The 24,619-nt window shown below is 36.2% G+C and carries 20 protein-coding genes; 17 read left to right on the forward strand and 3 right to left on the reverse strand.

The window, feature by feature from the left end:
• Window positions 1-97: 97 nt before the first annotated feature.
• From QQZ16_RS12360 to QQZ16_RS12410, 11 genes are all read left to right on the forward strand, one after another.
• The gene (locus QQZ16_RS12360; RefSeq protein ID WP_235251583.1) at window positions 98-1,096 is read left to right on the forward strand and encodes an XdhC family protein; all 999 of its coding nucleotides are present in this window, start codon (window positions 98-100) and stop codon (window positions 1,094-1,096) included.
• Window positions 1,093-1,752, forward strand: a complete 660-nt coding sequence (locus tag QQZ16_RS12365) for an NTP transferase domain-containing protein (protein WP_235251584.1) — start codon at window positions 1,093-1,095, stop codon at window positions 1,750-1,752. Before QQZ16_RS12360 ends, QQZ16_RS12365 begins: the two co-directional genes overlap by 4 nt.
• Window positions 1,706-2,575, forward strand: a complete 870-nt coding sequence (locus QQZ16_RS12370) for an FAD binding domain-containing protein (protein ID WP_235251585.1) — start codon at window positions 1,706-1,708, stop codon at window positions 2,573-2,575. Before QQZ16_RS12365 ends, QQZ16_RS12370 begins: the two co-directional genes overlap by 47 nt.
• 4 nt (window positions 2,576-2,579) lie before the next feature.
• Window positions 2,580-4,850: a xanthine dehydrogenase subunit D gene (gene pucD / locus QQZ16_RS12375; RefSeq protein ID WP_235251586.1), complete on the forward strand. Its 2,271-nt coding sequence runs from the start codon at window positions 2,580-2,582 to the stop codon at window positions 4,848-4,850.
• Between the two features lie 18 nt (window positions 4,851-4,868).
• Window positions 4,869-5,348 (forward strand): (2Fe-2S)-binding protein, encoded by a 480-nt coding sequence (locus QQZ16_RS12380; RefSeq protein ID WP_235251587.1) that lies wholly within the window; start codon window positions 4,869-4,871, stop codon window positions 5,346-5,348.
• Between the two features lie 27 nt (window positions 5,349-5,375).
• Window positions 5,376-5,894 carry a 2-oxo-4-hydroxy-4-carboxy-5-ureidoimidazoline decarboxylase gene (uraD, locus tag QQZ16_RS12385; protein WP_235251588.1) on the forward strand — a complete coding sequence of 173 codons (519 nt, stop codon included), beginning with the start codon at window positions 5,376-5,378 and terminating at the stop codon, window positions 5,892-5,894.
• 2 nt (window positions 5,895-5,896) lie between these two features.
• Window positions 5,897-6,238, forward strand: a complete 342-nt coding sequence (gene uraH / locus QQZ16_RS12390) for a hydroxyisourate hydrolase (RefSeq protein WP_031536537.1) — start codon at window positions 5,897-5,899, stop codon at window positions 6,236-6,238.
• Between the two features lie 6 nt (window positions 6,239-6,244).
• Entirely contained in the window at window positions 6,245-7,579 is a 1,335-nt protein-coding gene (locus QQZ16_RS12395; RefSeq protein ID WP_235251589.1) for an allantoinase, read from the forward strand.
• 301 nt (window positions 7,580-7,880) lie between these two features.
• Window positions 7,881-9,062 (forward strand): formate-dependent phosphoribosylglycinamide formyltransferase, encoded by a 1,182-nt coding sequence (gene purT / locus QQZ16_RS12400; protein ID WP_031536535.1) that lies wholly within the window; start codon window positions 7,881-7,883, stop codon window positions 9,060-9,062.
• A gap of 280 nt (window positions 9,063-9,342) precedes the next feature.
• On the forward strand, window positions 9,343-10,605 hold the full coding sequence (locus QQZ16_RS12405) for an L-lactate MFS transporter (protein WP_031536534.1): 1,263 nt from the start codon (window positions 9,343-9,345) through the stop codon (window positions 10,603-10,605).
• 159 nt (window positions 10,606-10,764) lie between these two features.
• Window positions 10,765-11,676: an AEC family transporter gene (locus QQZ16_RS12410; RefSeq protein WP_031536532.1), complete on the forward strand. Its 912-nt coding sequence runs from the start codon at window positions 10,765-10,767 to the stop codon at window positions 11,674-11,676.
• Window positions 11,677-12,078: 402 nt separating this feature from the next.
• Here the strand turns inward: QQZ16_RS12410 and QQZ16_RS12415 are convergent, their stop codons facing one another.
• Window positions 12,079-13,209, reverse strand: coding sequence for a CAP domain-containing protein (locus QQZ16_RS12415; RefSeq protein ID WP_235251590.1), 1,131 nt, complete (start codon window positions 13,207-13,209; stop codon window positions 12,079-12,081).
• 380 nt (window positions 13,210-13,589) lie between these two features.
• Here QQZ16_RS12415 and QQZ16_RS12420 point away from each other — a divergent pair, with 380 nt between their 5' ends.
• The 3 genes from QQZ16_RS12420 to QQZ16_RS12430 all read left to right on the forward strand — a co-directional run bounded on the left by QQZ16_RS12420 (window position 13,590) and on the right by QQZ16_RS12430 (window position 15,284).
• Window positions 13,590-13,721 (forward strand): hypothetical protein, encoded by a 132-nt coding sequence (locus QQZ16_RS12420; protein WP_268817856.1) that lies wholly within the window; start codon window positions 13,590-13,592, stop codon window positions 13,719-13,721.
• Window positions 13,722-13,938: 217 nt separating this feature from the next.
• Window positions 13,939-15,012, forward strand: a complete 1,074-nt coding sequence (locus QQZ16_RS12425) for a branched-chain amino acid aminotransferase (protein WP_235251591.1) — start codon at window positions 13,939-13,941, stop codon at window positions 15,010-15,012.
• Window positions 15,013-15,044: 32 nt separating this feature from the next.
• Window positions 15,045-15,284, forward strand: a complete 240-nt coding sequence (locus QQZ16_RS12430; protein WP_031536529.1) for a hypothetical protein — start codon at window positions 15,045-15,047, stop codon at window positions 15,282-15,284.
• A 115-nt stretch (window positions 15,285-15,399) separates the two neighbouring features.
• Here the strand turns inward: QQZ16_RS12430 and QQZ16_RS12435 are convergent, their stop codons facing one another.
• The gene (locus tag QQZ16_RS12435) at window positions 15,400-16,227 is read right to left on the reverse strand and encodes a Cof-type HAD-IIB family hydrolase (protein WP_235251592.1); all 828 of its coding nucleotides are present in this window, start codon (window positions 16,225-16,227) and stop codon (window positions 15,400-15,402) included.
• 174 nt (window positions 16,228-16,401) lie between these two features.
• Between QQZ16_RS12435 and QQZ16_RS12440 the strand changes: the two genes are divergently transcribed.
• Both QQZ16_RS12440 and pepF read left to right on the forward strand, forming a co-directional pair.
• A complete protein-coding gene (locus tag QQZ16_RS12440; protein WP_031536527.1) occupies window positions 16,402-16,602 on the forward strand; it encodes an IDEAL domain-containing protein in 201 nt (66 codons plus the stop codon).
• 561 nt (window positions 16,603-17,163) lie between these two features.
• Window positions 17,164-18,954, forward strand: a complete 1,791-nt coding sequence (pepF, locus tag QQZ16_RS12445) for an oligoendopeptidase F (protein ID WP_235251593.1) — start codon at window positions 17,164-17,166, stop codon at window positions 18,952-18,954.
• Between the two features lie 63 nt (window positions 18,955-19,017).
• On the opposite strand, the gene QQZ16_RS12450 is transcribed toward pepF, so the two are convergent.
• A complete protein-coding gene (locus tag QQZ16_RS12450; RefSeq protein ID WP_031536525.1) occupies window positions 19,018-19,920 on the reverse strand; it encodes a LysR family transcriptional regulator in 903 nt (300 codons plus the stop codon).
• Between the two features lie 139 nt (window positions 19,921-20,059).
• On the opposite strand from QQZ16_RS12450, the gene gltB reads away from it, so the two are divergent.
• On the forward strand, window positions 20,060-24,613 hold the full coding sequence (gene gltB / locus QQZ16_RS12455) for a glutamate synthase large subunit (protein ID WP_031536524.1): 4,554 nt from the start codon (window positions 20,060-20,062) through the stop codon (window positions 24,611-24,613).
• Window positions 24,614-24,619 lie beyond the last annotated feature (6 nt).

Here is a 24,619-nt window from a genome sequence, read left to right on the forward strand (position 1 = left end):
TGACATATAAAAATATAGCAATTAATATGATGTAATAACATGATATGTGATAAAAAGTAACACCGAGATAAAAAAACTTACTATTGGAGGAATGTCGATGTCTTCCGATCATTATTCTGTTATTGATTCTGTCAGTAATAAGAAGAATCAAGGGTATTTGGCTACAATCGTAAAGGTAGAAGGTTCAGCCTATCGTAAAGAAGGCACAATGATGTTTATTTCGGATAAAGGCATGGAGAAAGGCTTGCTTAGCGGTGGATGTGTTGAGGAGGATTTACTTGCTAGGATTGACTTGCAAAAATATGCTGAACCATTTCTGATGGAATACGATTTACGCTCTGAAGATGATTTATCTTGGGGGCAAGGTGTCGGCTGTGATGGGAAAATTTATATTATGGTAGAGCCGGTTACTATGGAAACAAGACAAATTTTTCAAAAAATACAGCACCATTTAAATAATGGCAAAAATGTAGAACTTATTAAAAAATTTAATCAATTAAATAAACAGATGGAAAATAAGATAAGTGTTGAAGCAAAAAAGGAGTATCCAAATGGAACATCCTTTATCTCAGAATTCATATGCTCTCCTAGTGACAGTGACATGATTTCATTCACTCAATCATTCGAGCCTCAGCCAAAATTAATCCTATATGGAGCGGGACCAGATGCAAAGCCCGTTGTGCATTTTGCTAGTAAAGCAGGATTTTATGTCATTTTAGCAGATTGGCGACAAAGCTATTGTAAGAAAGAGAATATTCCATATGCCAAAGAATATATTATTGGCTCGCCAACGGAAGTAATGGAAGCAATAAACCCCACAGAAAATGATTATGTTCTTACAATGACGCATAGCTTTATGAAGGATCAAGAAATAGTCGATTACTTCCAAGCTAGAAAGACAAAGTACTTAGGCCTCCTTGGATCCAAAAAAAGGTCGGAAAGATTATTAGCTGGAAAAAAGGATAAAGACTGGATTCGTTATCCAGTTGGTTTGGCTATACATTCAGAAAGTCCGGAAGAAATTGCGATTAGTATTGTAGCAGAATTAATTCAGCTGAAAAATACGAAAAAGTCTGAAGCGATGGTTAAGCAATGATTACAGCGATCTATTTGGCTGCTGGTAAGAGCAGTAGGATGGGAGAACATAAATTATCGCTAACCCTCGGGCAGAATACGATTGGTAATGCAGCTTTATCCGAATTATTAGCCGCTTCTTTTATTGATTATTCCTTAGTCATTGTTCAACCAGATGACACTTTAGATTGGATATCACTAGAAAATAAAAATCAACTATTCGGAAAAAAAGGGGAAATTATTAGGTGCAAAGAGGCTGATCTAGGGCAATCTTATTCTTTAAAGGCTGGATTTGAGGCTGCAGTAGAAAGAAAGTCTGATAAAATCCTGGTATGCTTAGCAGATCAGCCGTTTGTGACAGCAAATATGTTAAGCAAACTAGTAAAAATCAATTTAAAACCACCAGAAGAATATGTGGCAAGCATGTATAATGGAGTAATAATGCCTCCAATTTTATTCCATCCAAATGTATATGAAAAAATAAAACCATTAAAAGGAGATTGGGGAGCTAGAAAACTATTAAACAATGGAGCACTGCAAGGGAAAAAGATTGAATTTTCAGAAGAAATATATTTTATCGATATAGATACAAAAAGCGATTATGAAAAAGTGCTAGCAAGGAGGGAACAAGATGAAAATATCTGCCGAAAAGTATCCAACTTCAGTCGAGATACCTAACAATTTATCTGACATTCAGAATTTAATTGTCCAACATAATACGATTATTTCTGGTGGAACTATTCTCCAAATTAATTGGGAAGCTGGTGTAGAAAAACCAAAACATCTAATAAGCACAGAGAAATTGCCAGAATTAAAAGGAATAGAAGAAGTCCGTTTGGATGGACAGTTATACATGAGAATTGGTGCAGCTATGACCATCTCTGACTGCTTGAATAACTCATTTGTTCGAAAAAATGCTTCTATCCTTGCAGAAGCTTGTGAAAAGATAGCCGCTCCTGCAGTGCGTAACAGAGGAACAATCGGTGGCAATATTTGTAGCAAAATTGGTGATACGATACCGGTTTTATTGGTTTTAGAGGCAAAATTATCCTTTTACAATGGCGAACAGGAAAAGATGATTTCTTTAAGAAAATGGCTCGCAAAACCAACTCCTCCATCATCTGAATTATTAACAAATATTTTTATTCCAATCATTAATGCACAAAATTACTCCTTCTTTAAAAAAATTGGCAGACGAGAAACCTTTACTGCAGCTATTATTTCTGTTGCAGGATATCTAGAGTATGAAGAATCCAACATTAAAGCAGCAAAGCTATCAATAGGCGGAGGAGCACATCTCCCTTGTCGACTTACTTTAGCAGAAGAAGAGCTTAATAAAGGAATGAAAGAGATTGATTGGTCATGTTTATATAAAAAGATTCAAGATGATTTTTCATCCTATACCGATCCCTTTGTAACAGCAGACTATCGTAAAAAAGTTGCAGCAAACCTATTTCTTGCAACTATAAAAGATTTTGTTAAAAAGCAAAGAAAGGAGTAATTTTATGGTTCTTGATATAACTAGCGCAGGCGCAAGATGGAAAATTCGCCGAGATGGTGCACCTAAAGTAACTGGGGAACTTAAGTATCTAACAGATATGAGTTTTCCGCAAATGCTATATGGCACAGTGCTAAGAAGTGAACATCCACATGCGAAAATTGTATCGATTGATACAGGAGAAGCTGAATTACTTCCTGGTGTTGCAGCTGTAATTACACATAAGGATGTCCCAGGCTTAAATGGCTTCGGAATTGTCATACAAGATCAACCAGTCTTATGTGAGGACAGAGTGAGGTATGTGGGTGATGCTATTGCAGCAGTGGCCGCCGAAACAAAAGAAATTGCAGAAAAGGCAATCTCCTTAATTAAAGTTAAGTATAGTCCGTTACAACCTGTTACAGATCCAGAAATTGCTTTGACGGAATCTTCTATAAAGTTACATAAAGATGGTAATCTCCTTCACAAGGCTGCTTTTAGAAAGGGAGAAACGACAATAGAGGACATATTTAATGAGTGTGAATTCCTTATAGAAGAAACATATCATACACCAAGGCAAATGCATGCATATATGGAAACAGAAGGAGGGGTAGCAGTTCCAGATGACGATGGCGGAATAACTGTATATGCTCCAACGCAGCATGGTTTTAAAGATCAATTACAGCTTTCTAGAATTCTAGGGATGGAACCTGAAAAAATCCGCATCATTTCAAGTCCGATTGGAGGGTCATTTGGAGGCAAGGATGAACTGAACATTCAGCCGTATATTAGTATCTTATCCTTAAAAACGAAGCGACCAGTAAAGATTCATCAATCTAGAAGAGTTTCTATAAAAGCTGGCTTAAAAAGGCATCCAATGAAAATTCAGATGAAAACAGGAACGGATAAAGCAGGAAAACTACTTGCACATCAGGTGAAAATCATTGCGGACACAGGTGCTTATGCTACATTAGGTCCTGCTGTACTTGATTTTGCTGTAGAGCATAGTGCTGGCCCCTACCGTATCGAGAATATAGATGTAAAGGGTTATTCTGTTTATACAAATAACGGTGTGGCAGGTGAATTTAGAGGATTTGGCGGAAATCAAATCACCTTTGCCCTAGAAACACAGATAGAGCGCTTAGCAGAAAAAATCGGAATATCCTCAACAGAATTGCGCATAAAAAACTTGCGGCAAACAGATGATCCTGGACCTGTTGAACAGCCGATAGTTCCTACTGACGGAGCACATGCAGTTCTTACAGAAATCATCAAATCACCCATTCTTCAAAAGAATGAAGAATGGCAATCTTTGAGTGACTGGAAGCTTAAAGGGACGGGATATAGCATCACAATGCACGGGGGAGGACTTGGTTATGGTAGACCAGACCCATCTGGTGCTCGCATATCCCTAAATAAAGAGGGGAGATTAGAGGTTTCCTTTGGTTTTGAGGAATGTGGGCAAGGATTAATTCCAACAATTGATATGATCATGACTGAAACATTTAACTGTGACACAAATGATGTAGAAATAATCATTGGAGATACCGCAAAAGTGCCTCATTCCGGATCATCGACAGCATCTAGAGCGACAAATATGGTATGGCTAGGTGTAAATAAATTAAAAACTCCTTTTATAGAAAAAATACTTACTGCTGCTGGAAAACAAACGAATGCACCGATTAAGAATCTTAGCCTTGGCAAAAGAGGAATTTGGCTGAGTGAAGAAAATAAGGAAGCCCAGCTGTTATTGACCTATAAAGAATTGGCAACATCTCTTGAAGAGCTTCCATCTGTTACTACTAGCTATCATTTTCCAACTACTCCCCATTCCATTGATGGAGGACATTTTTTATATACATTTGCAGGTGTAGCAGTAGAAGTTGAGGTAGAAGTTTTAACAGGGAGAGTAAAGGTAGTAAAAATGGACCATGTCATTTCAGCAGGCCCGGTTGTAAATCCGATGGGCTATTTAGGCCAGATTGAAGGCGGTGCTAATATGGGATTAGGCTTTACGCTTATGGAAGACGCTGTTATGGAAAATGGCCGCTATATGACAGAAAACCTTGATACTTATTTGATTCCGACTATATTAGATATTCCAAAAGAAACCAATGTTTTTGCAATGGAAGACTTAGTTAGTGGTGATATATATGGACCAAGAGGAGTAGGAGAAATTGGTACTGTTGCAGTTGCGCCAGCGATTGTTTCCGCGATTCATGATGCTACTGGAATTTGGCTGAATAAGCTGCCGGTTCAATCAGAGATGATTTTGAAAGAGATTAACATAGAATATTAACGAAATAGGAGGAGTGTAATGGAAAGCAAAAAGGTAATAGAAAGAGTAACACGCTTTAAAGTCAACGGAAAACAACAAGAACTATCACTCTCTCCAACGTCTCGTCTAGTCGATATTGTTCGTGATTCTTTATCTCTGACAGGAACGAAAATAGCTTGTGAGGTAGGAAGATGTGGAGCATGTTCTGTCATTATGAATGGAAAATTGGTGAACTCCTGTTTAATCATGGCATATCAAATAGAGGATGCAGAGATTTTTACGATTGAAAGTTTAGCAGAAGAGAAACTTCATCCAATTCAAGAGGCATTTTTGCAGGCAGGGGCACTTCAATGTGGATATTGTACCCCGGGTATGGTTATAGCTTTAAAAGCTTTGCTTGATGACAAGGAACAACCAACTAAAGAAGAAGTGCTAACAGCATTATCTGGTAATCTATGTCGGTGCACAGGCTATGAAGGGATTTTGCGAGCAGTCGATCTTTTAACACAAAAAGATTAATCAAGCCTAAACGGAAGGAATGAGGATATGTATTCGATAGAAGAAATCAATGAAATGAATCGACAAGAGTTTATAGAAAAAATCGGTTGGATATTTGAGCATAGTCCTTGGATTGCCAATAAGACTTGGGATTATCACCCCTTTCCCAGTCTACAAGTACTCTACCAATTGATGGTACAGGCAGTAACAGAGGCTCCTATTGGAGATCAATTGGACTTAATTCGAGCACATCCTGATTTAGGAGGAAAGCTGAAAATGACGGATTCATCTGTAAAAGAGCAAAAAGGAGCTGGACTTGATGCACTTTCAGAAAAAGAATATCAGGAATTTGCAGCATTAAATAAAGCATATTCCGAAAAATTTGGCTTTCCATTTATATTAGCAGTAAAGGGACATACAAAGGACAGCATCTATAAAGCGATGAAGGACAGATTAAATCATTCAAAAGAGCAAGAATTTCAAACAGCCTTAACGCAAATATTTGCCATTTCGAAATTCCGATTAAATGATATCGTGAAACTAGAGACAAAAGGACAAGGTGCATAAATATGAAAACTGGAATCACAACTCATGTATTGGATGTAACACAAGGAAAACCAGGAGCATCAATAAAAGTAGAATTATGGAAATTAACAGATTCAGCTAGAAGTTTTATTTCAAAGGGAATAACCAATGAGGATGGCAGAGTAGATACTATATTATTAGAGAAAGTGGATAACGGAGAATATGAATTAGTATTTTTTGTAAAAGAATACTTTCAAAGATTAGAAGTGAAAAACAACTTTTTAACGACAATCCCTATTCGTTTTTATACAGACGAAACACAAAAGCATTATCATATTCCTTTATTATTATCTGGTTGGGGATATCAGACATATCGAGGGAGCTGAAGCATTTTGAGTGAATTTGATTTAGTAATTAAAAATGGAATCATTGTTAATGAGGAGAAATTATCAAAAGCAGACGTCTTGATAAAAGATGGGAAAATAGTAGATATAGGATTACATATCAAGGAAACTAAAGCAAAACAAATCATTGATGCAGAAGGCTTATATTTGTTTCCTGGTATTATTGATTCACATGTGCATTTTAATGAGCCAGGAAGAAGTGAGTGGGAAGGATTGGAAACCGGTAGTAAAAGCTTAGCTGCTGGCGGCGCAACATTATTCTTTGATATGCCGTTAAACAGTCATCCACCAACAACATCAGAACAAGCATTTCATCTAAAGAATGGGTTGGCCAAAGAAAAATCAGTGATTGATTATCGGTTATGGGGCGGAGTTGTACCTGGTAATCTAGATGAACTAGAAAAGCTATTGCAATGTGGAGTAATTGGCTTTAAAGCGTTTATGTCCAATAGCGGAATCGATGACTTTCAAAGTGCTGATGATCGCACACTTTTACAGGCGATGAAAAAAATAGCAGAATTACATAGTATTTTAGCTGTCCATGCGGAAAGTGATACGATTACAGAGTTTTTAGGAAAGGAGATTAATTGGGAAAGTGACCATATAGCATTAGCTTTTTCGAATGCTCGACCGATTTTTTCAGAAATAGAAGCAGTCCAACGTATCATTGCTTATGCAGAGGCAACGAAATGTAGGCTGCATATTGTTCATATCAGCAGCGCAGATGTTCTAGAGCCGATTTTAGCAGCAAAACGAAGAGGGCTTGATATAAGTGTGGAAACCTGTCCACACTACTTATCTTTAACAATGGATGACTTAGAGAAGCTAAGAGCAGTTGCAAAATGTGCACCACCATTACGGTCAAAGCAGGAAGTAGATAATCTTTGGGAGGCTATAAGAAAGGGAGAGATTGATGTAATTGGCTCTGATCACTCCCCATCTTTGCCCTCTATGAAAATGGGAAATCTTCTCGAAGCATGGGGAGGTATTTCAGGGTGTCAAACAACGCTTTCTGTGTTACTAGAAGAAGGATATTGGCAAAGAGGAATTCCGTTAGAAATGATTTCAAAAATTACAAGTACTAATCCTGCAAGACGCTTTGGTCTCTATCCAAATAAAGGAAGCATTCTGAAAGGATATGATGCTGATATAGCAATAGTGGATGTAAATGAAAAGTTTATCTTGAAAAAGGAAGATTTATATTACAAAAATAAAATTAGCCCTTATATCGGAAAGACATATAGAGGCAGAGTAAAAGCGACCATAAGTAGGGGAGAACTCGTTTATTCTCGTTTTTCTGACAGCAATAAAATGACCACATAAATCCATTTGCTACTTAATCAATTAAACTTTATAAGTGTAGGTAGAGAGTAATTATTTTCATAGAAAAGAAAAGCAACCTAAAAAAAGCATTGGAAATGTTCCGATGCTTTTTTTGTATGTCCTAAAAAGAATGGATGAGTTACATAAATATAGCGATTCCACTTTTGCTGAAAATACGAATTATTTATACAACCCAACTAAAATTGTTCGGAATTAGAGAAAAAAACCCTTGAATAGTGGATGATTTTACGTTATTATGCAGAATAAAGGAATAATTATTTTGTTTAGGGGGATTGGCATCGTGGTAGGAGCACCAAATACTTCACAAGCAAGAAAAATCATGTTATTAGGTTCTGGGGAATTAGGGAAAGAGGTCATTATTGAAGCACAGCGCTTAGGAGTGGAAACAATCGCTGTTGATCGCTATGACAACGCACCAGCAAGCCAAGTGGCACATCGTTCATATACAGTAGATATGCTAGATGGTGTCCAATTGAAACGGCTTATCGAAAAAGAAAAGCCTGATTATATTGTTCCTGAAATAGAGGCAATCGCGACTAGTACTCTATTAGATTTAGAAAATGAGGGCTATACGGTAGTTCCGACCGCAAACGCTACTTATTTAACGATGGATCGTGAAGGGATTAGAAGATTGGCAAGCGAAACACTAAAAATACCAACAGCAAAATATGCCTTCGCAAATGACATAAAAGAACTGGAAGAAGCAGTACATAAGATTGGATTTCCATGTGTAATTAAGCCTGTCATGAGTTCCTCTGGCAAAGGTCAAAGCATTTGCCAGAGTGCGGAAGATATCGAATCCTCTTGGAAAGAAGCGGTAGATGGCGGAAGAGGAAAGAAAACTCGTGTCATTGTAGAGGAATTTATTTCCTTTGAATCTGAGATAACTCTTTTAACAGTCCGTTCTGTTAGTGGCACAACCTACTGCCCTCCGATTGGTCACACACAAAAGGATGGCGATTATATTGAATCATGGCAGCCTCATTTTATGTCAGCTGACCAACTAGCACAGGCAGAGGAGGTAGCAAAGAAAATAACAGATAGTCTAGGAGGGTACGGACTATTTGGTGTGGAATTATTTTTAACAGCAAATGGCGTATATTTCAGTGAAGTATCACCAAGACCTCATGATACAGGGATGGTTACAATGATTACCCAAGACCTATCTGAATTTGCTTTGCACGTTAGAGCCATTCTTGGTTATCCCATTACTGGTGTGAAATTATATGCTGCTGGTGCTAGCAAGACTATAAAAGCAACAAAAGAAAGTGAAACTTACTTAATTACTGGTTTGAATGATGCATTGTCGGTCGAAAATACCCAAGTGCGTGTGTTTGGTAAGCCGAGAACAACAAAAGGAAGAAGAATGGCAGTTGTATTGCATACAAATGAAACGGTTGAATTAGCGATAAATGGGGTTAGAAAGGCGGCAGAACCGCTTGCTATTTCTTATAGTGAATAAAGCTATTATTGTTAATGGCTGTTTTCGCATAGTTTGTTGCTATCGCCCGCAGCCGGAATACCCTTCACATTCCGTTGGCCTTGCGCTTTAGCCGCTTCGTCGCTTCGCTCCTGCAGGGCCTTAGGACTGTCTCGCTAATCCCACAGGAGTCTAAGTATATTTCTTGCTGCTCTATTTTGGCAACTAATTCATATTTTCTATTAAAAAAACAACAATCTTTTGGAAAACAGCTTTGTTAAAAGTTAAGAACGCTAAATAATATAATAGGGGTATGGTTTATATGAAAACAAAAAATCGTTGGTTAATTGCATTATCTGCAGTTGGGATTCATATTTCAATCGGGTCTGTATACGCTTGGAGTGTTTTTACAAAGCCGCTTGAAGCTCAATTTAACTGGAGTTTAACAAATATTTCATGGACATTTAGTATCGCTATCTTATTTTTAGGATTATCCGCAGCTTTTCTCGGTCACTTTGTCGAAAAATATGGTCCTCGTGCTGCTGGCAGACTTTCTGCCTTCATGTTTGGGATAGGGATGGCTGGTGCTGGATTTGCAACAAGCATTGAATCTTTACCATTACTCTATATCACTTACGGTATGTTTGGCGGAATTGGTTTAGGTGTTGGCTATATTACTCCTGTATCAACATTGGTTAAATGGTTTCCGGATCGTAGAGGTTTAGCAACAGGATTAGCGATAATGGGATTTGGCTTTGCTTCGATGATTAGTAGTCCGGTAATGAATCATTTGATTAATTCGGTTGGGATATCTAATACCTTTTATATTCTTGCAGCAGTATATTTTGTTGTTATTCTTTGTTCCGCACAATATTTAGAAGCACCACCAAAAGGATATATGCCAAAAGGGTTTAAGCAATCTGTGGAAGCTGGCCACATGAAAGTAAGAGAAGATTTGTCACAGTTAACAGCAAATGAAGCAGTAAAAACGAAACGGTTTTGGGCATTATGGATTATGTTATTTATCAATATTACATGTGGGATTGCCATTCTCGCTGTTGCCTCTCCAATGGGCCAAGAATTAGCAGGAATGTCTGTAGCTGGAGCTGCAACACTTGTTGGTATTATGGGCGTTTTCAATGGTGCAGGAAGAATTGCTTGGGCTGCTATTTCTGATTATATTGGAAGACCAAATGTATATACATTATTTTTTGCAATACAAGTAGTAGCATTCTTTGCTCTTCCTCATTTGCATCATTACATTGCTTTTTCAATCATTATATTTATTATTATGTCTTGTTACGGTGGAGGATTTGCTTCTATACCAGCCTATATTGGCGACTTATTTGGTACAAAACAACTTGGCGCTATTCACGGATACATTCTTACAGCTTGGTCCGCTGCCGGTGTTGCTGGTCCTAGCATCGTATCATGGATTCGTGATACGACAGGTAGCTATCAAGGAACACTGCTTGTATTTTCTTGTATGTTTATTGTATCACTGGCAGTGTCATTATTAATTCGTCTTGATATTCGCAGATTGAAAGAAATAAATAATACTGTAAGTGAAAGCAATAGCTTTTAAATAGAACCATTTAAAAAGGATTAGATTCGTTTGATAAGATTATTTGTCTTGTCACGCATCCAATCCTTTTTTTCGAAACTAAGCCTTTAAAAGCAATCCGAATAGTAGTATAGTAGGTTCATTAGTAGTTGTAACTTAATAGTTAGGGGAAATTAGAGAATGGAAAATTTTAATACCCAATTTTTGTATTCGGTTATTATCATCGCAATCGGTTATTTCTTTAAACAGAAAAATATTATTAAAGAAAAGGATGGAGAAGGATTAGCTCGGATTATCTTTAATATCACTTTACCTTGTTTAATTATCTCTACCTTACATAATGTTATTATTGAGAATTCCTTGCTTTTGTTAGTTTTCCTTGGCCTATTTTATGGAATAGTCATTAGTGTTTTCGGACTTTTTTTATTTCGAAAGGAAGAAAATAAGGAAAAAGGGATGTTAGGAATGCTCATCCCTGGATTTAATATTGGCATTTTTGCATATCCTTTAGTTCAAGGAATTTGGGGGACGGAAGGAATCAAGTATTTCGGCATGTTTGATATTGGCAATGCTATCGTTACTTTTGGGATTAGTTATTTAATTGGGAGTTATTATTCGAAAGAAGGAACAGTACTTAGTGCAAAGCATGTAGCAGGGCAGCTTTCAAAATCCATACCATTGATGACATATGTTTTTATTTTCATCATTAATATTACAGGTATCCACTTGCCTCATCAAATAATCGATGTAACGGGTACTATTTCGAAAGCAAATATGCCACTTTCATTATTATTGCTTGGCATCTATTTGAATTTCTCGATTGACAAGAAGTATTGGAAAGGAATTGGAAGAGTACTTGGGATTAGGTATGGTACCGGTCTCTTATTAGGATTTCTCGCTTTTTTTCTTTGGCCAGCTGAAGAAATGTTCCGCTACACAATATTAATCTGTTTAATCTTACCAATGGCATCTTGTGTGCTTCCATATAGCATAGAGTTTAAATATAACCAACGCTTTGTCGGCACTGCTGCAAATTTATCCATTGTGATTAGCTTTTTCTTAATATGGATGATTGGAAATTTAATTATTTAGTAGAGGGTAAATGGTAAATAGCTAGTTGATTAATTTCCTGAGACAGAAAACAGAAACTGAAAAATTGCGCAAAATGAGGTAGGAATCATATTATTTAGCAAGTGATAAATGCGAACGATTATACTAAATAAAGTATAGCTGTTCGCATTTTTTATCATTGTTAAAAAAGACGGTTTCAGGCACGTTTGTTGATCATTCTAGCATCCTGAATACACTTGCTTTCCGTGGGCCTCTTGCTGACATTACAGGAGTTTATGCAAATTCAGGATGCTCCTTTTTTCCAACTAATTGATTTTTCTAGGAAAATCAATATTTTTAGGAAATAGCTTTTAAAACGAAGTGGATGGAGAGGCAAGCTAAGTGTCTATAGCTCAATGATACGACTTAGTTTTTGTCCAATCCTCATTTTGTAAGGAAATTCTCTGTATAGTATGGCTGAGCATCGTTGTTAAAGGCAACTCCGACGCCTAAGGATGCAAAATCCTTTTGTAAGATATTTTCGCGATGCCCCATTGAATTCATTAAGCCTTCATGTGCAAAAACACTGCTGTTTTGGCCATAAGCTAAATTCTCGCCTGCCATACTGTAGTGTATTCCATCGTTAAGCATCCGATCAAATGGTGATTCGCCTTCAAGATTGGTATGGCTGAAATAATTATTTTCTGCCATGTCTAAACTGTGTTTGCGGGCTGTTTCTCTTACTGCTTCATCCCATGTTAAAGGATTTAAATTATTATTTACTCTACTTGCATTTGTTAAATCAAATAATTGATATTCAAAGCCTTCTTTGAGATTCTCAGTACCATCCACATAAAAATCTTTCCGATTATCTTCTAAGGAAGAGCTGATGATTTGAAGAGCGGTAACAGTGTTATTTTCATGTTTATCAAAAAAAACAGTGACATAGGAATCTTCGAGAGCAAACATTTCATAATCACGATCTTCAGCCATTTTATAAGAAACCAGTCCTTTTCTTAACTCTGTTAAAGGCTCACCCAATGTATCTAACACTTGTTCTTTCTTCGTTCCCTTTTTGATACCGTAACTAGAAGCAATTAAATCCTGATTTGTATATAGAGCCGCTACTTTATTATTGTCATCATAACCTATCATTACAAAGTTATGATAATTGTTATGATAAGTAAACCAAGAAATTCCGTATTCATTTTCCGTTACTCGTTGCGGATGGCCAAGTGACTTTTCAACCTTTTGTTGCTCATCTCCAAGGGAAATATTATAGATAGAGAATGGATAGTCCTTTGGTGTTTCCAATTCAGGTTTAGGAATATCTTCGGAATGTTCCTTCACATTCCAGTCTGGGAGAAAGTCCTGTGCGTCCTGAAAAATTGACTTTAGGCCATTTAATTCTCTTGTAAGTGTCTGAATAAAGGAAGTAATAGATTCTTGATTAATACTATTTTCTATTTCTTCAGAAACCGTATTTATCGCAGTATCTTCCCTCTCTTTAATAAAGAAATTATATGCCGCATATATGATAAGAAGGGTGAGTACCCATTTTAATAGTTTTGTCATTTGAATAACCTCCAGTTGTCAAACCAGTATAACCAAAGAGAAGACCATGCATAACGAATGAATCAAGTGAAAATGGATAAACTAAAGGTAGACAGCTAATTTCTAACGAATTAACTGAAAGAGAAACAGAGATAGCTCAATTCCTCTTAAAATTATATCCATTGTAATAGATAGTATTGATTATTATAACATGTTCTTATAGTTTCTCGTTGTAATAAAGAATTTCATCATTTTGTCTATAAGGTGTAATCAATTTGTAAAGCAGGTTTATTATATGTAAACAGGGGTAAATGCTATAATAAATATAACCGTTTCCAGCTTGGAAATTATATTAGGCGTAATCTCTAGACAGAATTAAGACGGTTTTAAAGGAGGCAATCATGCATTTAATTAGAACCGACATTGACGAAATTTTAACAAACACAACTGATTTAGAGCAGGAAATATCCTCATGGAATTTAATCGACATAGAAATTGATGAACTTTTAGATGATACAAAGCATTGGAATTAATAGTGCAGCCAAATTTACATAATGTAGATTTGGTTGTTTTTTTATTGGCTTTTTTAATACAGCTATAAATTGATTTGTGGAAATTTTTTCAAAAAAGTTACTTATCATTTCCTTAGCTACGCAAAATAATTTCTAACTTTTTATCAAAATTACTTTCTCTATAGAAACTTTGCGTTATAATAAATAGAAATAATATTTATGATAAGGAGAATGGAACGTGACAGAACAAACAATCACTGTAACATTAGCAAAAGAAAAGAAACCAAAACCGGATCCAGCAACATTAGTATTTGGTAAAGTGTTTACTGACCATATGTTTATGATGGATTATTCAGTCGATAAAGGATGGCATGATGCACAAATTCTTCCATACCAACCGATTACTTTAGATCCTGCTTCTGTTATTTTCCACTACGGACAAGCAGTTTTCGAGGGGTTAAAAGCTTATTTAACGAAAGAAGGCAAAGTCCTTTTATTTAGACCAGAAAAAAATATGGAGCGTTTAAATAAATCAAATGACAGACTTTGTATACCTGAAATAGATGAAGAGTTTGCCTTAAATGCTTTAAAACAATTAATTAATATCGATAGAGAATGGATTCCAAATGGAGAAGGAACCTCTTTATACATAAGACCTTTCGTTATATCTACTCAGCCTTATTTAGGTGTAGCAGCATCTGTTAGCTATAAATTTATGATCATTTTATCACCAGTAGGTTCGTATTATAAAGAAGGCGTTAAACCAGTAAAAATCTTCGTTGAAAATGAATATGTACGTGCAGTTGCAGGTGGTACTGGGTCAGCAAAAACAGCTGGTAACTATGCAGCAAGCTTAAAAGCACAACAAATTGCTAATGAAAAAGGCTACTCTCAAGTTCTTTGGTTAGATGGAGTAGAAAAGAAATATATTGAAGAAGTTGGCGCAATGAACGTATTCTTCAAGATTAACGGAGAAGTAGTCACACCTCAGTTAAATGGAAGCATTTTAGAGGGGGTAACAAGAAGAAGTATTATGGAGCTTCTTCAGCATTGGAATATTCCTATTACAGAAAGAAAAATTTCGATTGCTGAAATTTTTGAAGCCCATAAAAACGGTCAATTAGAAGAAGCATTCGGTACAGGAACAGCTGCTGTTATCTCTCCAATTGGTGAATTCTTCTGGAACGAAGAAAAAATAATCATAAATAATGGAGAAACAGGAGAATTGGCATCGAATTTATATAAGACAATCACAGATATCCAAAATGGAAGACAAGAAGATCCATTCGGCTGGACAGTTGAAGTGAAATAATTCCTTTACAAGGAAAATAAAGGAGCATCTTAATGTCTAATAAAAGCCACACGCTAAATTTTGGCTGGAATTTAATAGCACATAAAGACTATAAATTATTCTCAAACCAAAATGAATATGTATTAATGGATTGGGATGGAGATGTTGTTTTGTGTGTTGCTGTTCAAGACCATGAGATAGAGGTCCTTCGTAGTAATTGGAATCTTCATTTTAAAGTGAACTTGGCTTTTAAAACGATAAAAGTTTTTAATGATCCAGACGAGGAAGAGTGAGTAACGAAATTAGTGGATATAAGTAATTGCTATGTTAAAAGGAGTATACCTATTCTGATTAGGTATACTCCTTTGTTATTTTTACTGAAAGATAAAATTATATCAAACAATATAATTACACTAACTTGGTAGTAACAGGGTCTAGAATAAAAGTATGGATAACTTTTGCAACACCATCGTTATTATTAGTATCTGTCACGTAATTAGCAAGCGCCTTTACATCATCAGGGGCATTTCCCATCGCAACACCAAGGCCAGCAAATTCAATCATCGCTACATCATTATAACTATCACCAATAGCAATGACTTCTTCTCTTGTAATGCCCAGTTTTTCAATGAGAATGGCGAGGCTTGTCCCTTTAGTAACTCCTAATTCCGTAAATTCAAGGAAAAATGGTTTAGAGCGCATGACACTTAAATGTTCTGCTAACTCTTGTTGTAGCTTTGCTTCTACTACTTTAAGATGCTCTTCTTCTTTCACCATTAATACCTTTACGACAGGAGAGGAAACAGTTTGTTTGAAATCGGAAACTGTCTTAATAGGTAAGCCGGTAATATCTGCTTCGATTTCAGTGAATGGATTATTCTGTTGTGTAATGATTTCATCCTCCATATAAGTATGAATCCACACATTTTCCCTTTGGCTTAAATCATAAAGATCATGAACGGTTTCTGGTGGTAATGTACTACTAAATAGTTCTTCTTTCGTTTTACAATTTGTTATTTTTGCACCATTAAAAGAAAGAATAAAACTCCCATATTCAGCAAGCCTCAACTCTTCTGCAGCATCTTCGATAGCATATGTTAGTCTTCCAGATGCAAGGACCACCTTAACGCCATTTTCTTGTACTAGCATTAAAGCTTTTTTTGTTGCATCTGAGATAGTATGGTTATCTGTTAATAAAGTATCATCCATATCTAATACGATCATTTTATAACTCATTTTGAACTCCCCTTTCCTAACCTCTATCAAGAATACATGAAAAAGAGACAATAGCCTATACATAAATCCACTTTTTTATAAAAGTTTTAAAAGGAATAAATTTCCTCGAAAAAAGTATTTGAATTATCAGAAAATTACTGCTATAATGTAAAAAAGAACAAGGGGTTGATTCAAATGGAAAAGTATTTATTAAATGCTCCAAAACAGTCTGTAGGAAATGTAGTTGATTCTTTATTCGCTGAAATGGTATTAGAAAAAGCCCTTTACGACTTTCGAAAAGCTGAGCTAAAAAAACAAATTGACAAAACATTAATTGCTGGTGACAAGGAACAATTTTATCGTTTAACAGAAGAGTTAAAGGAATTAACCGCATAATAATCGTAATAAATTATATTTGTAATAAACATAACAGCTATCCTAAATGGGATGCCTCACTGTATTTTCACTCAGATAAATCAGTGAGGTTTTTCCCTGCAAAAAAAGGATAGCTTTTTGTATGGACATATAAAAATAAAAACTGCCAATAAACAAAAGTTTATCGGCAGTTAGGGACACTACAAATGTGTCCTACGTATTGAGGCAATAAACTACGCTCCACATAGCGCAATAATGTTCATTGACTTATTCAATATAGCTCATCGCTTGATTAATATAACATAGTTTCTAGAAGTTTGGCAAGCTATTTCTTATGGATTCTCTTCAAAGCTTTGTTATTTATTAGACAAATTCCGTTCAATCGACCTCCAATTATTACAAGTATTGAAAAAAAGTATTATGGAACAATAATGATAATTTTGGAAAACTCCCGTACAATTCGATAGAAGCGTTTATACTTTACATAATAGGATATGGCTAGGTATGATTTAAGCATAAACATATCTTTTCATTTCATGATAACAAGTGAAATATAGAAAACCAATGAATAGGAGGAAGTTTATGAATACATATAAAACAAGGGAAGAAGTTACAGATTTGGAAAAATGGAATTTGAGGGATATTTATAAAACAGAAGAAGATTGGGAAAACGATCTTCAATTATTGGAGAAAAAAATCGATGAGCTTGCCACTTTCAATAGTAATATTTCAGACGGGGCAAGCTTATTAGCATATCTTACTTTATCAGAGGAAACTAGTTTTATCTATCGAAAAGTATATGCTTATGGAATGCTTCTATTAGACTTAGATACGCGTAATACCCATGCCCAAAGTCTAATTGAAAAAGCTCGCTATGTAGGGCAGAAATATAGTAGAGCTACCTCCTTTTTTATGCCTTTTTTATTGTCATTAGAAGAAAGCAAATTAAAAGCCTACATAAAAGCTGAGACAGGATTAGCTTATTTTGAAAAAGACTTATTAGAGTCTTTTCGCTATAAGAAGCATGTATTAAGCAAAGAAAAAGAAGAGATTTTGTCCGAACTAGGAGAAGCATTAGGTGTACCGAGCAATGTATTCGGAATGATAAATAATGCAGATATTACATTTGGAGAAGTAACAAATGAAGATGGAGAAAAAATTGAGCTAACAAGGGGAATGTATGCAAAAAGAATCGAAAGTGAAGATCGAAATGTACGGAAAGAAGCATACCTAGCCTATTATAAACCATATATAGGCATGAAAAATACGATTGCAACAACCTTTAGTGCTGCAGTGAAAAATAATGTAAAAACAGCAAAATTAAGAAATTATCCTTCTGCTTTAGAAAAAAGTTTGTTTGGAGACCAAGTCCCAGTAGAAGTGTATAATAATTTAATTGAGACTACAAGAAAGAACTTACCTTATATGGATGACTATATGAAGTTTCGCAAAAAGCGACTTCAGCTCAAAGAACTGCATGCCTATGATTTAAGTGTTCCATTAGTCGGAGAAGCAGCCAAAGAAGAGATTAGCTATGATGACGCATTTCAAATAATGGTGGATGCATTAAAACCATTAGGTGAAGAATATATCGCAGTGCTAAAAAGTTTTAAAGAAAAGCGTTACTTAGATGTACGGGAAACACCTGGGAAACGTTCAGGTGCTTATAATTTAGGATTATATGGTGTACATCCATTTATTCTGCTAAACCATCGGGACGATTTAGATAGCTTATTTACATTAGCTCATGAATGTGGACATGGGATGCATTCCTATTTTAGTAGTAAACATCAGCCACAAATAAGTGCAGGCTATAGCATTTTTGTTGCGGAAGTCGCTTCTACTGTGAATGAAGTATTGTTAATAAGACATTTATTAAAATTAGAGCAGGATCCATTAAAAAGAGAGCATTTACTGCACCATTTTATTGATAGTTTTAAAGGTACCTTCTTTACACAGGTAATGTTTAGCGAATTTGAAAAAACAGTGCATGAGCAAGCAGAAAACGGGCTTCCTCTCTCATTGGATTTTTTCAATTCAACTTATGAGGAATTATTTAAAGCATATAATGGCAGCGATTTAGTCATTGATGAGCAAGTGAAGTATGGATGGTCGAGAATTCCCCATTTTTATCGTCCTTTTTATGTTTATAAGTATGCAACTGGTTTTGCATCAGCGATAAATATAGCTGATAAATTAATTGTAGGAGAGAAAGGGGATGTAGAAAACTACTTAGACTTTTTAAAAAGTGGAAGTTCTGACTATCCACTCGAGCTTCTCAAAAAGGCTGGTGTCGATTTGACAACCCCAGAGCCTATCAATCACGCTTTATCTATTTTCCATTCCTTAGTGAAGGAAGTTTTAGAAAAATAAATAATGGGTAGGGAAGTAAGGGTCTAACTTTAACTAAAAGTTTGAGACCCTTATCCCATCCCATTATTGATATTTTTCTAAAATAGTGAAAAAGTCGATGACAAATCGACGAAAGGTTTGGACAGATGGTGGAGATTCCCGATTGCTCGGAACGATAATTCCGACAGTTCGATTAATTATCGGATCTTCAATTGGTATTTTCACCGTAAACTTTGGAACAGTATCATAAAAAGTGCTTTCTGGCAGTAGTGTTACACCCATACCAGCAGACACCAATCCTTTAATCGCATCTAAATCTTCGCCTTCCGCATTTATATTCGGTAAAAATCCTTCTTGTTTGCAAGCGTCAATAGCGATTTTTTGCAAAATATAGCCTTCCGGAAATAAAACAAATTCATCATTGCGTAAATCCCGTAAGCGAAGGGATCTTCTTTCGCTTAAAAAATGATTACTTGGTAGTAAAGCAAATATTTTTTCAGTGAACAATATGTTTCCTGTTAATAAAAAATCGTCTGTTGGTACTGGACCCAAGAAGGCTAAATCTAAGTCTCTATTTTTTACCCCTTCTGTTAAAAAATGATAGGATCCTTGCCGCAATTGGAATTTCACTTTTGGATGTTTTTCTTTGAAAGCAGAAATAACCGTTGGTAGTAAGTGGCTTGCAAGACTTGTTGGAAAGCCAATTTTTATAGAGCCTCTTTCTGGATCCAAGTAGGCATTTACTTGTTCAATGGCACGGTCAACCGATTTGACTATGGCAAGAGAATGGGTTAGAAATATCTTTCCAATGGAAGTCAGTTTCACGTTTCTACCCTCCCGCTCAAATAATTGCACACCTAACTCATCTTCTAAGTTAGCAATTTGACGACTAACAGCAGATTGGGCAACATGCAGATGTTCCGCAGCGGCTGATACATGTTCCCTTTCCGCTACTTCAATAAAATATTTTAGTTGTCTCAGTTCCATTTTTATCGACCTTCTTTTTAATTATCTCATTTTTAGATTGTTTCTATCTAAATGATATATTGTACATATGAATTTGTATAGTATAATTGAATTATCTGAATAAAAAAATTTGTTAGAAAATCTGACAGGGGTGGTTGAAATGACGTACAACCAAATGGAAAAAGCGCAGGGCTTATATAGACCGGAATTTGAACATGATGCATGTGGAATCGGACTGTACGCTCATATAAAAGGGGAAGCGACGCACGACATTGTCACAAAAGGATTAAGCATGCTTTGTAAATTAGATCACCGTGGTGGGCAAGGTAGTGATCCATTAACAGGAGACGGTGCTGGATTAATGGTACAAATTCCAGATGCCTTCTTTCGAAAAGAATTAACAGATATTAATCTACCAGAGAGTGGAAAATATGCAGTTGGAATGGTCTTTTTTTCAAAGGATGACCCAAATCGAAATCAAATTGAAACAAAGATTAACGAATATATTGAAGAGATAGGAGAAGTACTTCTTGGTTGGAGAACTGTCCCAACCGAATTCAGAAAAATCGGAAAAGTTGCACAAGAAAGTTGTCCGGTGATTCGTCAAGTATTCATTCAATCCAATCAATCAAATAAAGATAAGTTAACGTTTGAACGAAAATTATATATAATTAGAAAACTAGCAGAAAAGTGGGGAAGCGAGGAAGAAAAAGAATTTTACTTTGCGAGTCTCTCATCAAGCACAATCGTCTATAAAGGATTATTAACTTCCGATCAAGTGAAGAGCTTTTATTTAGATGTGCAAGACCCAGCATTTGTTTCAGCTTTCGCAATTGTACATTCTCGTTTCAGCACAAATACATTTCCTAGCTGGGAAAGAGCTCATCCAAATCGATATTTAATCCATAATGGAGAAATAAATACATTACGAGGCAACTTTAACTGGATGAAAGCAAGGGAGCAGCAATTTGCATCAGAGGTTTTTGGAGCTGATTTAGAAAAAGTGTTACCAATCTTAGATTCCAATGGTAGTGACTCGTCCGTATTTGATAATGCATTAGAATTCTTTATTCTATCTGGTCGCACGCCGGCTCATGCGGCAATGATGATGATTCCAGAGCCTTGGACCGAGAATCCGCATTTATCAAAACAAAAAAGAGATTTTTACGAATATCATAGTAGCTTAATGGAACCATGGGATGGTCCAATGGCGATTACTTTTACAGACGGTAAACAAATTGGCGCGATTCTTGATCGTAACGGCTTACGCCCAGCAAGATATTATGTCACGAAAGATGATTACATCATTTTCTCTTCAGAGGTTGGCGTTATTCCAGTTGAAGAAGAAAATATTCTTTATAAAGAGCGCTTAAGTCCTGGAAAAATGCTGTTGATTGATTTAGAAGAAGGACGCATTGTTTCCGATGAAGAGCTTAAAAACTCGATTGCTTCTGAGCATCCATATACAGAGTGGCTAGAGGAAGTTGTGCGCTTAGAGGAAAACATAGAAGAAAAGGCGGAGACATTTGCTGATTTACTTGCAAGGCAAAAAGCTTTCGGTTACACGTATGAAGATGTGCAAAAAAATCTGATTCCAGTTGTATTAGAAGGTAAAGACCCGATTGGATCAATGGGAAATGACACGCCGCTTGCTGTATTATCTAATAAGCCACAGTCATTATTTAATTATTTTAAACAATTATTTGCACAAGTAACCAATCCGCCGATTGATGCAATTCGCGAACAACTAGTAACCTCGACTCTTTCTTGGATAGGTGCAGAAGGTGATTTATTACATCCAGATGAAAGCAATTGTCATAGAATACAACTGAAAACACCGATTCTATCTAATGGCGATGTTGAACAATTACGCACCAATGCTAAACTTGAGTTTACAGCTAGAACAATAGATGCTTTATTTACAGATAATTTAGAGGAAAGTTTAAACAACCTTATGCAAAAGGCAGAAGAAGCTATCACACAAGGTGTATCATTGCTTATTTTATCTGATCGTGCAATGAATAGAGAAGAAAAAGCTATTCCTGTTCTACTTGCTGTTAGTGCTTTGCATCAAGATTTAATTAAAAAAGGACTTCGTACGAAGGCAAGTATTATTGTAGAGTCTGGCGAAGTTCGAGAAGTACACCATTTTGCGAGTCTAATTGGATTCGGTGCGGATGCTATTAATCCATATTTGGTATATGCGACATATAATCAAGCAGTAGAGGATGGCATCTTATCCCTTTCCTATGAAGAAATTGTAGCGCGATACAATACAGTAGTTACAGAAGGCGTAGTAAAAGTAATGTCTAAAATGGGTATTTCTACTGTACAAAGCTATCGTGGTGCACAAATTTTTGAAGCAGTCGGGATTGGCAAAGAAGTAATTGATCAATACTTTACTGGCACTGTTTCTCAGCTAGGTGGTATCGGATTAGATATTATTGCGGAAGAAGCAACAAAAAGGCATTTATTAGGCTATCAAGAATCAATCGATGAAACATTAGATTCTGGAAGTGATTTCCAATGGAGAAAAGGCGGGGAACACCATGCTTTTAATCCAAAAACAATCCATACGTTACAGTGGGCATGTCGACAAGGTGACTACGGATTATTTAAACAATTTTCTGAAGCGGCTAACGAGGAAAGCATGAGTTTCTTGCGTAATTTATTTGCTTTTGATCCATCAAGACGGCCGATTGATATTAATGAAGTGGAATCTGTTGATTCCATTGTTAAAAGATTTAAAACAGGAGCTATGTCATTTGGTTCTCTAAGTAAAGAAGCCCATGAAACATTGGCAATCGCGATGAACCGATTAGGTGCAAGCAGCAATAGTGGAGAAGGTGGAGAAGATCCATCCCGTTATACAATGGATGAAAATGGCGATAATCGGAGAAGCAATATTAAACAAATCGCCTCTGGTCGATTCGGAGTTAAAAGTCATTATTTAATCAATGCGAAAGAATTGCAGATTAAAATGGCCCAAGGTGCAAAGCCTGGTGAAGGCGGACAGTTGCCTGGAAATAAAGTATATCCATGGGTTGCAGAAGTACGTGGCTCAACGCCAGGTGTAGGATTAATTTCTCCTCCACCACACCATGATATCTATTCCATTGAAGATTTAGCACAGCTTATCCATGATCTTAAAAACGCGAATAGAGATGCACGCATTTCCGTTAAATTAGTTTCAAAAGGTGGAATTGGAACTATTGCAGCAGGTGTTGCCAAAGGTGCTGCCGATGTTATAGTAGTGAGTGGTTATGATGGGGGAACAGGAGCATCGCCTAAAACAAGTATTAAACATACTGGTCTTCCATGGGAGCTTGGTTTAGCAGAAGCCCATCAGACATTAATGTTGAACGGTTTACGAAGTCGAGTCGTCCTTGAAACAGATGGGAAGTTAATGACAGGAAAAGATGTTGTTCTTGCAGCCTTGATGGGAGCAGAAGAATTTGGTTTTGCAACAGCTCCGTTAATTGTAATGGGTTGTGTGATGATGCGTGCATGTCATTTAGATACTTGTCCAGTTGGAATTGCAACACAAAATCCAGAATTGCGATATAAATTTGCTGGAGATCCTAATCATATCGTAAACTTTATGCGCTTTGTTGCAGAAGAGGTACGTGAGCTAATGGCACAGTTAGGATTCCGCACAGTAGAAGAAATGGTCGGAAGAACAGATGTGCTAACTGTTAGCAAAGAAGCGAAAACGCATTGGAAAGCGAAGGACTTAGATTTATCTAAGCTATTATATAAAGTGGATGGTCCAAGAACATTCCAAACACCGCAAAATCACAAGATTGATGAAAGCTTAGACATACAGAAGATTCTACCAGCAGTTCAAAATGCGATAAAAAACAAGGAAACATTAGATTTACATTATACAATCCGAAACACAAATCGAGTTACAGGTACCATTGTAGGTAGCGAAATTTCAAGGCATTACGGAGAATCTGGATTACCAGAAAATACAATTAATCTTCATTTCACCGGATCAGCAGGTCAAAGCTTCGGCGCGTTTATCCCTAAAGGTATGAGTCTTTATTTAACAGGAGATGCGAATGACTACATCGGAAAAGGGCTATCCGGTGGGAGAATTGTTGCTAAAGCATCAGCGATAAATTCTTATACAGCAAAAGATAATGTTATTATTGGCAATGTAGCATTTTACGGTGCGACAGGTGGAGAAGCATTTATAAATGGAAAAGCAGGAGAGCGATTTGCCGTACGTAACAGTGGTGCAAATATTGTCGTAGAAGGCATTGGCGACCATGGCTTAGAATATATGACTGGTGGAGAAGTTGTTATTTTAGGAGATGTGGGTAAAAACTTTGCAGCTGGTATGTCTGGTGGCATAGCCTATGTATTATCGAAAGACGCAGACCAATTCAAAACATTATGCAATAAAGAAATGATTATTTTTGAAGCACTAGAAGATCGAGCAGAAATAGAGAGAATACAAGGACTAATTGAAAAACATGTGGTAGAAACAGATAGCTTAGTAGGTCAACAAGTACTTGCTAATTGGGAAAATTATGTACAACAGTTTGTTAAAGTAATTCCGAAAGACTATAAACGAATGATTGCAAACATCCAAAAAGGACTAGAAAGTGGATTATCAGAAGAAGCAGCTTCCATGGAAGCATTTGAGAATAATTCCAAACAAGACAAAAAAAAACAATCAGATAAAATAACCGTATTAGTGCAGTAGAAAGGA

The sequence above is a fragment of the Bacillus sp. T2.9-1 genome (assembly GCF_950097965.1).
Lineage (GTDB): Bacteria > Bacillota > Bacilli > Bacillales > Cytobacillaceae > Niallia > Niallia hominis.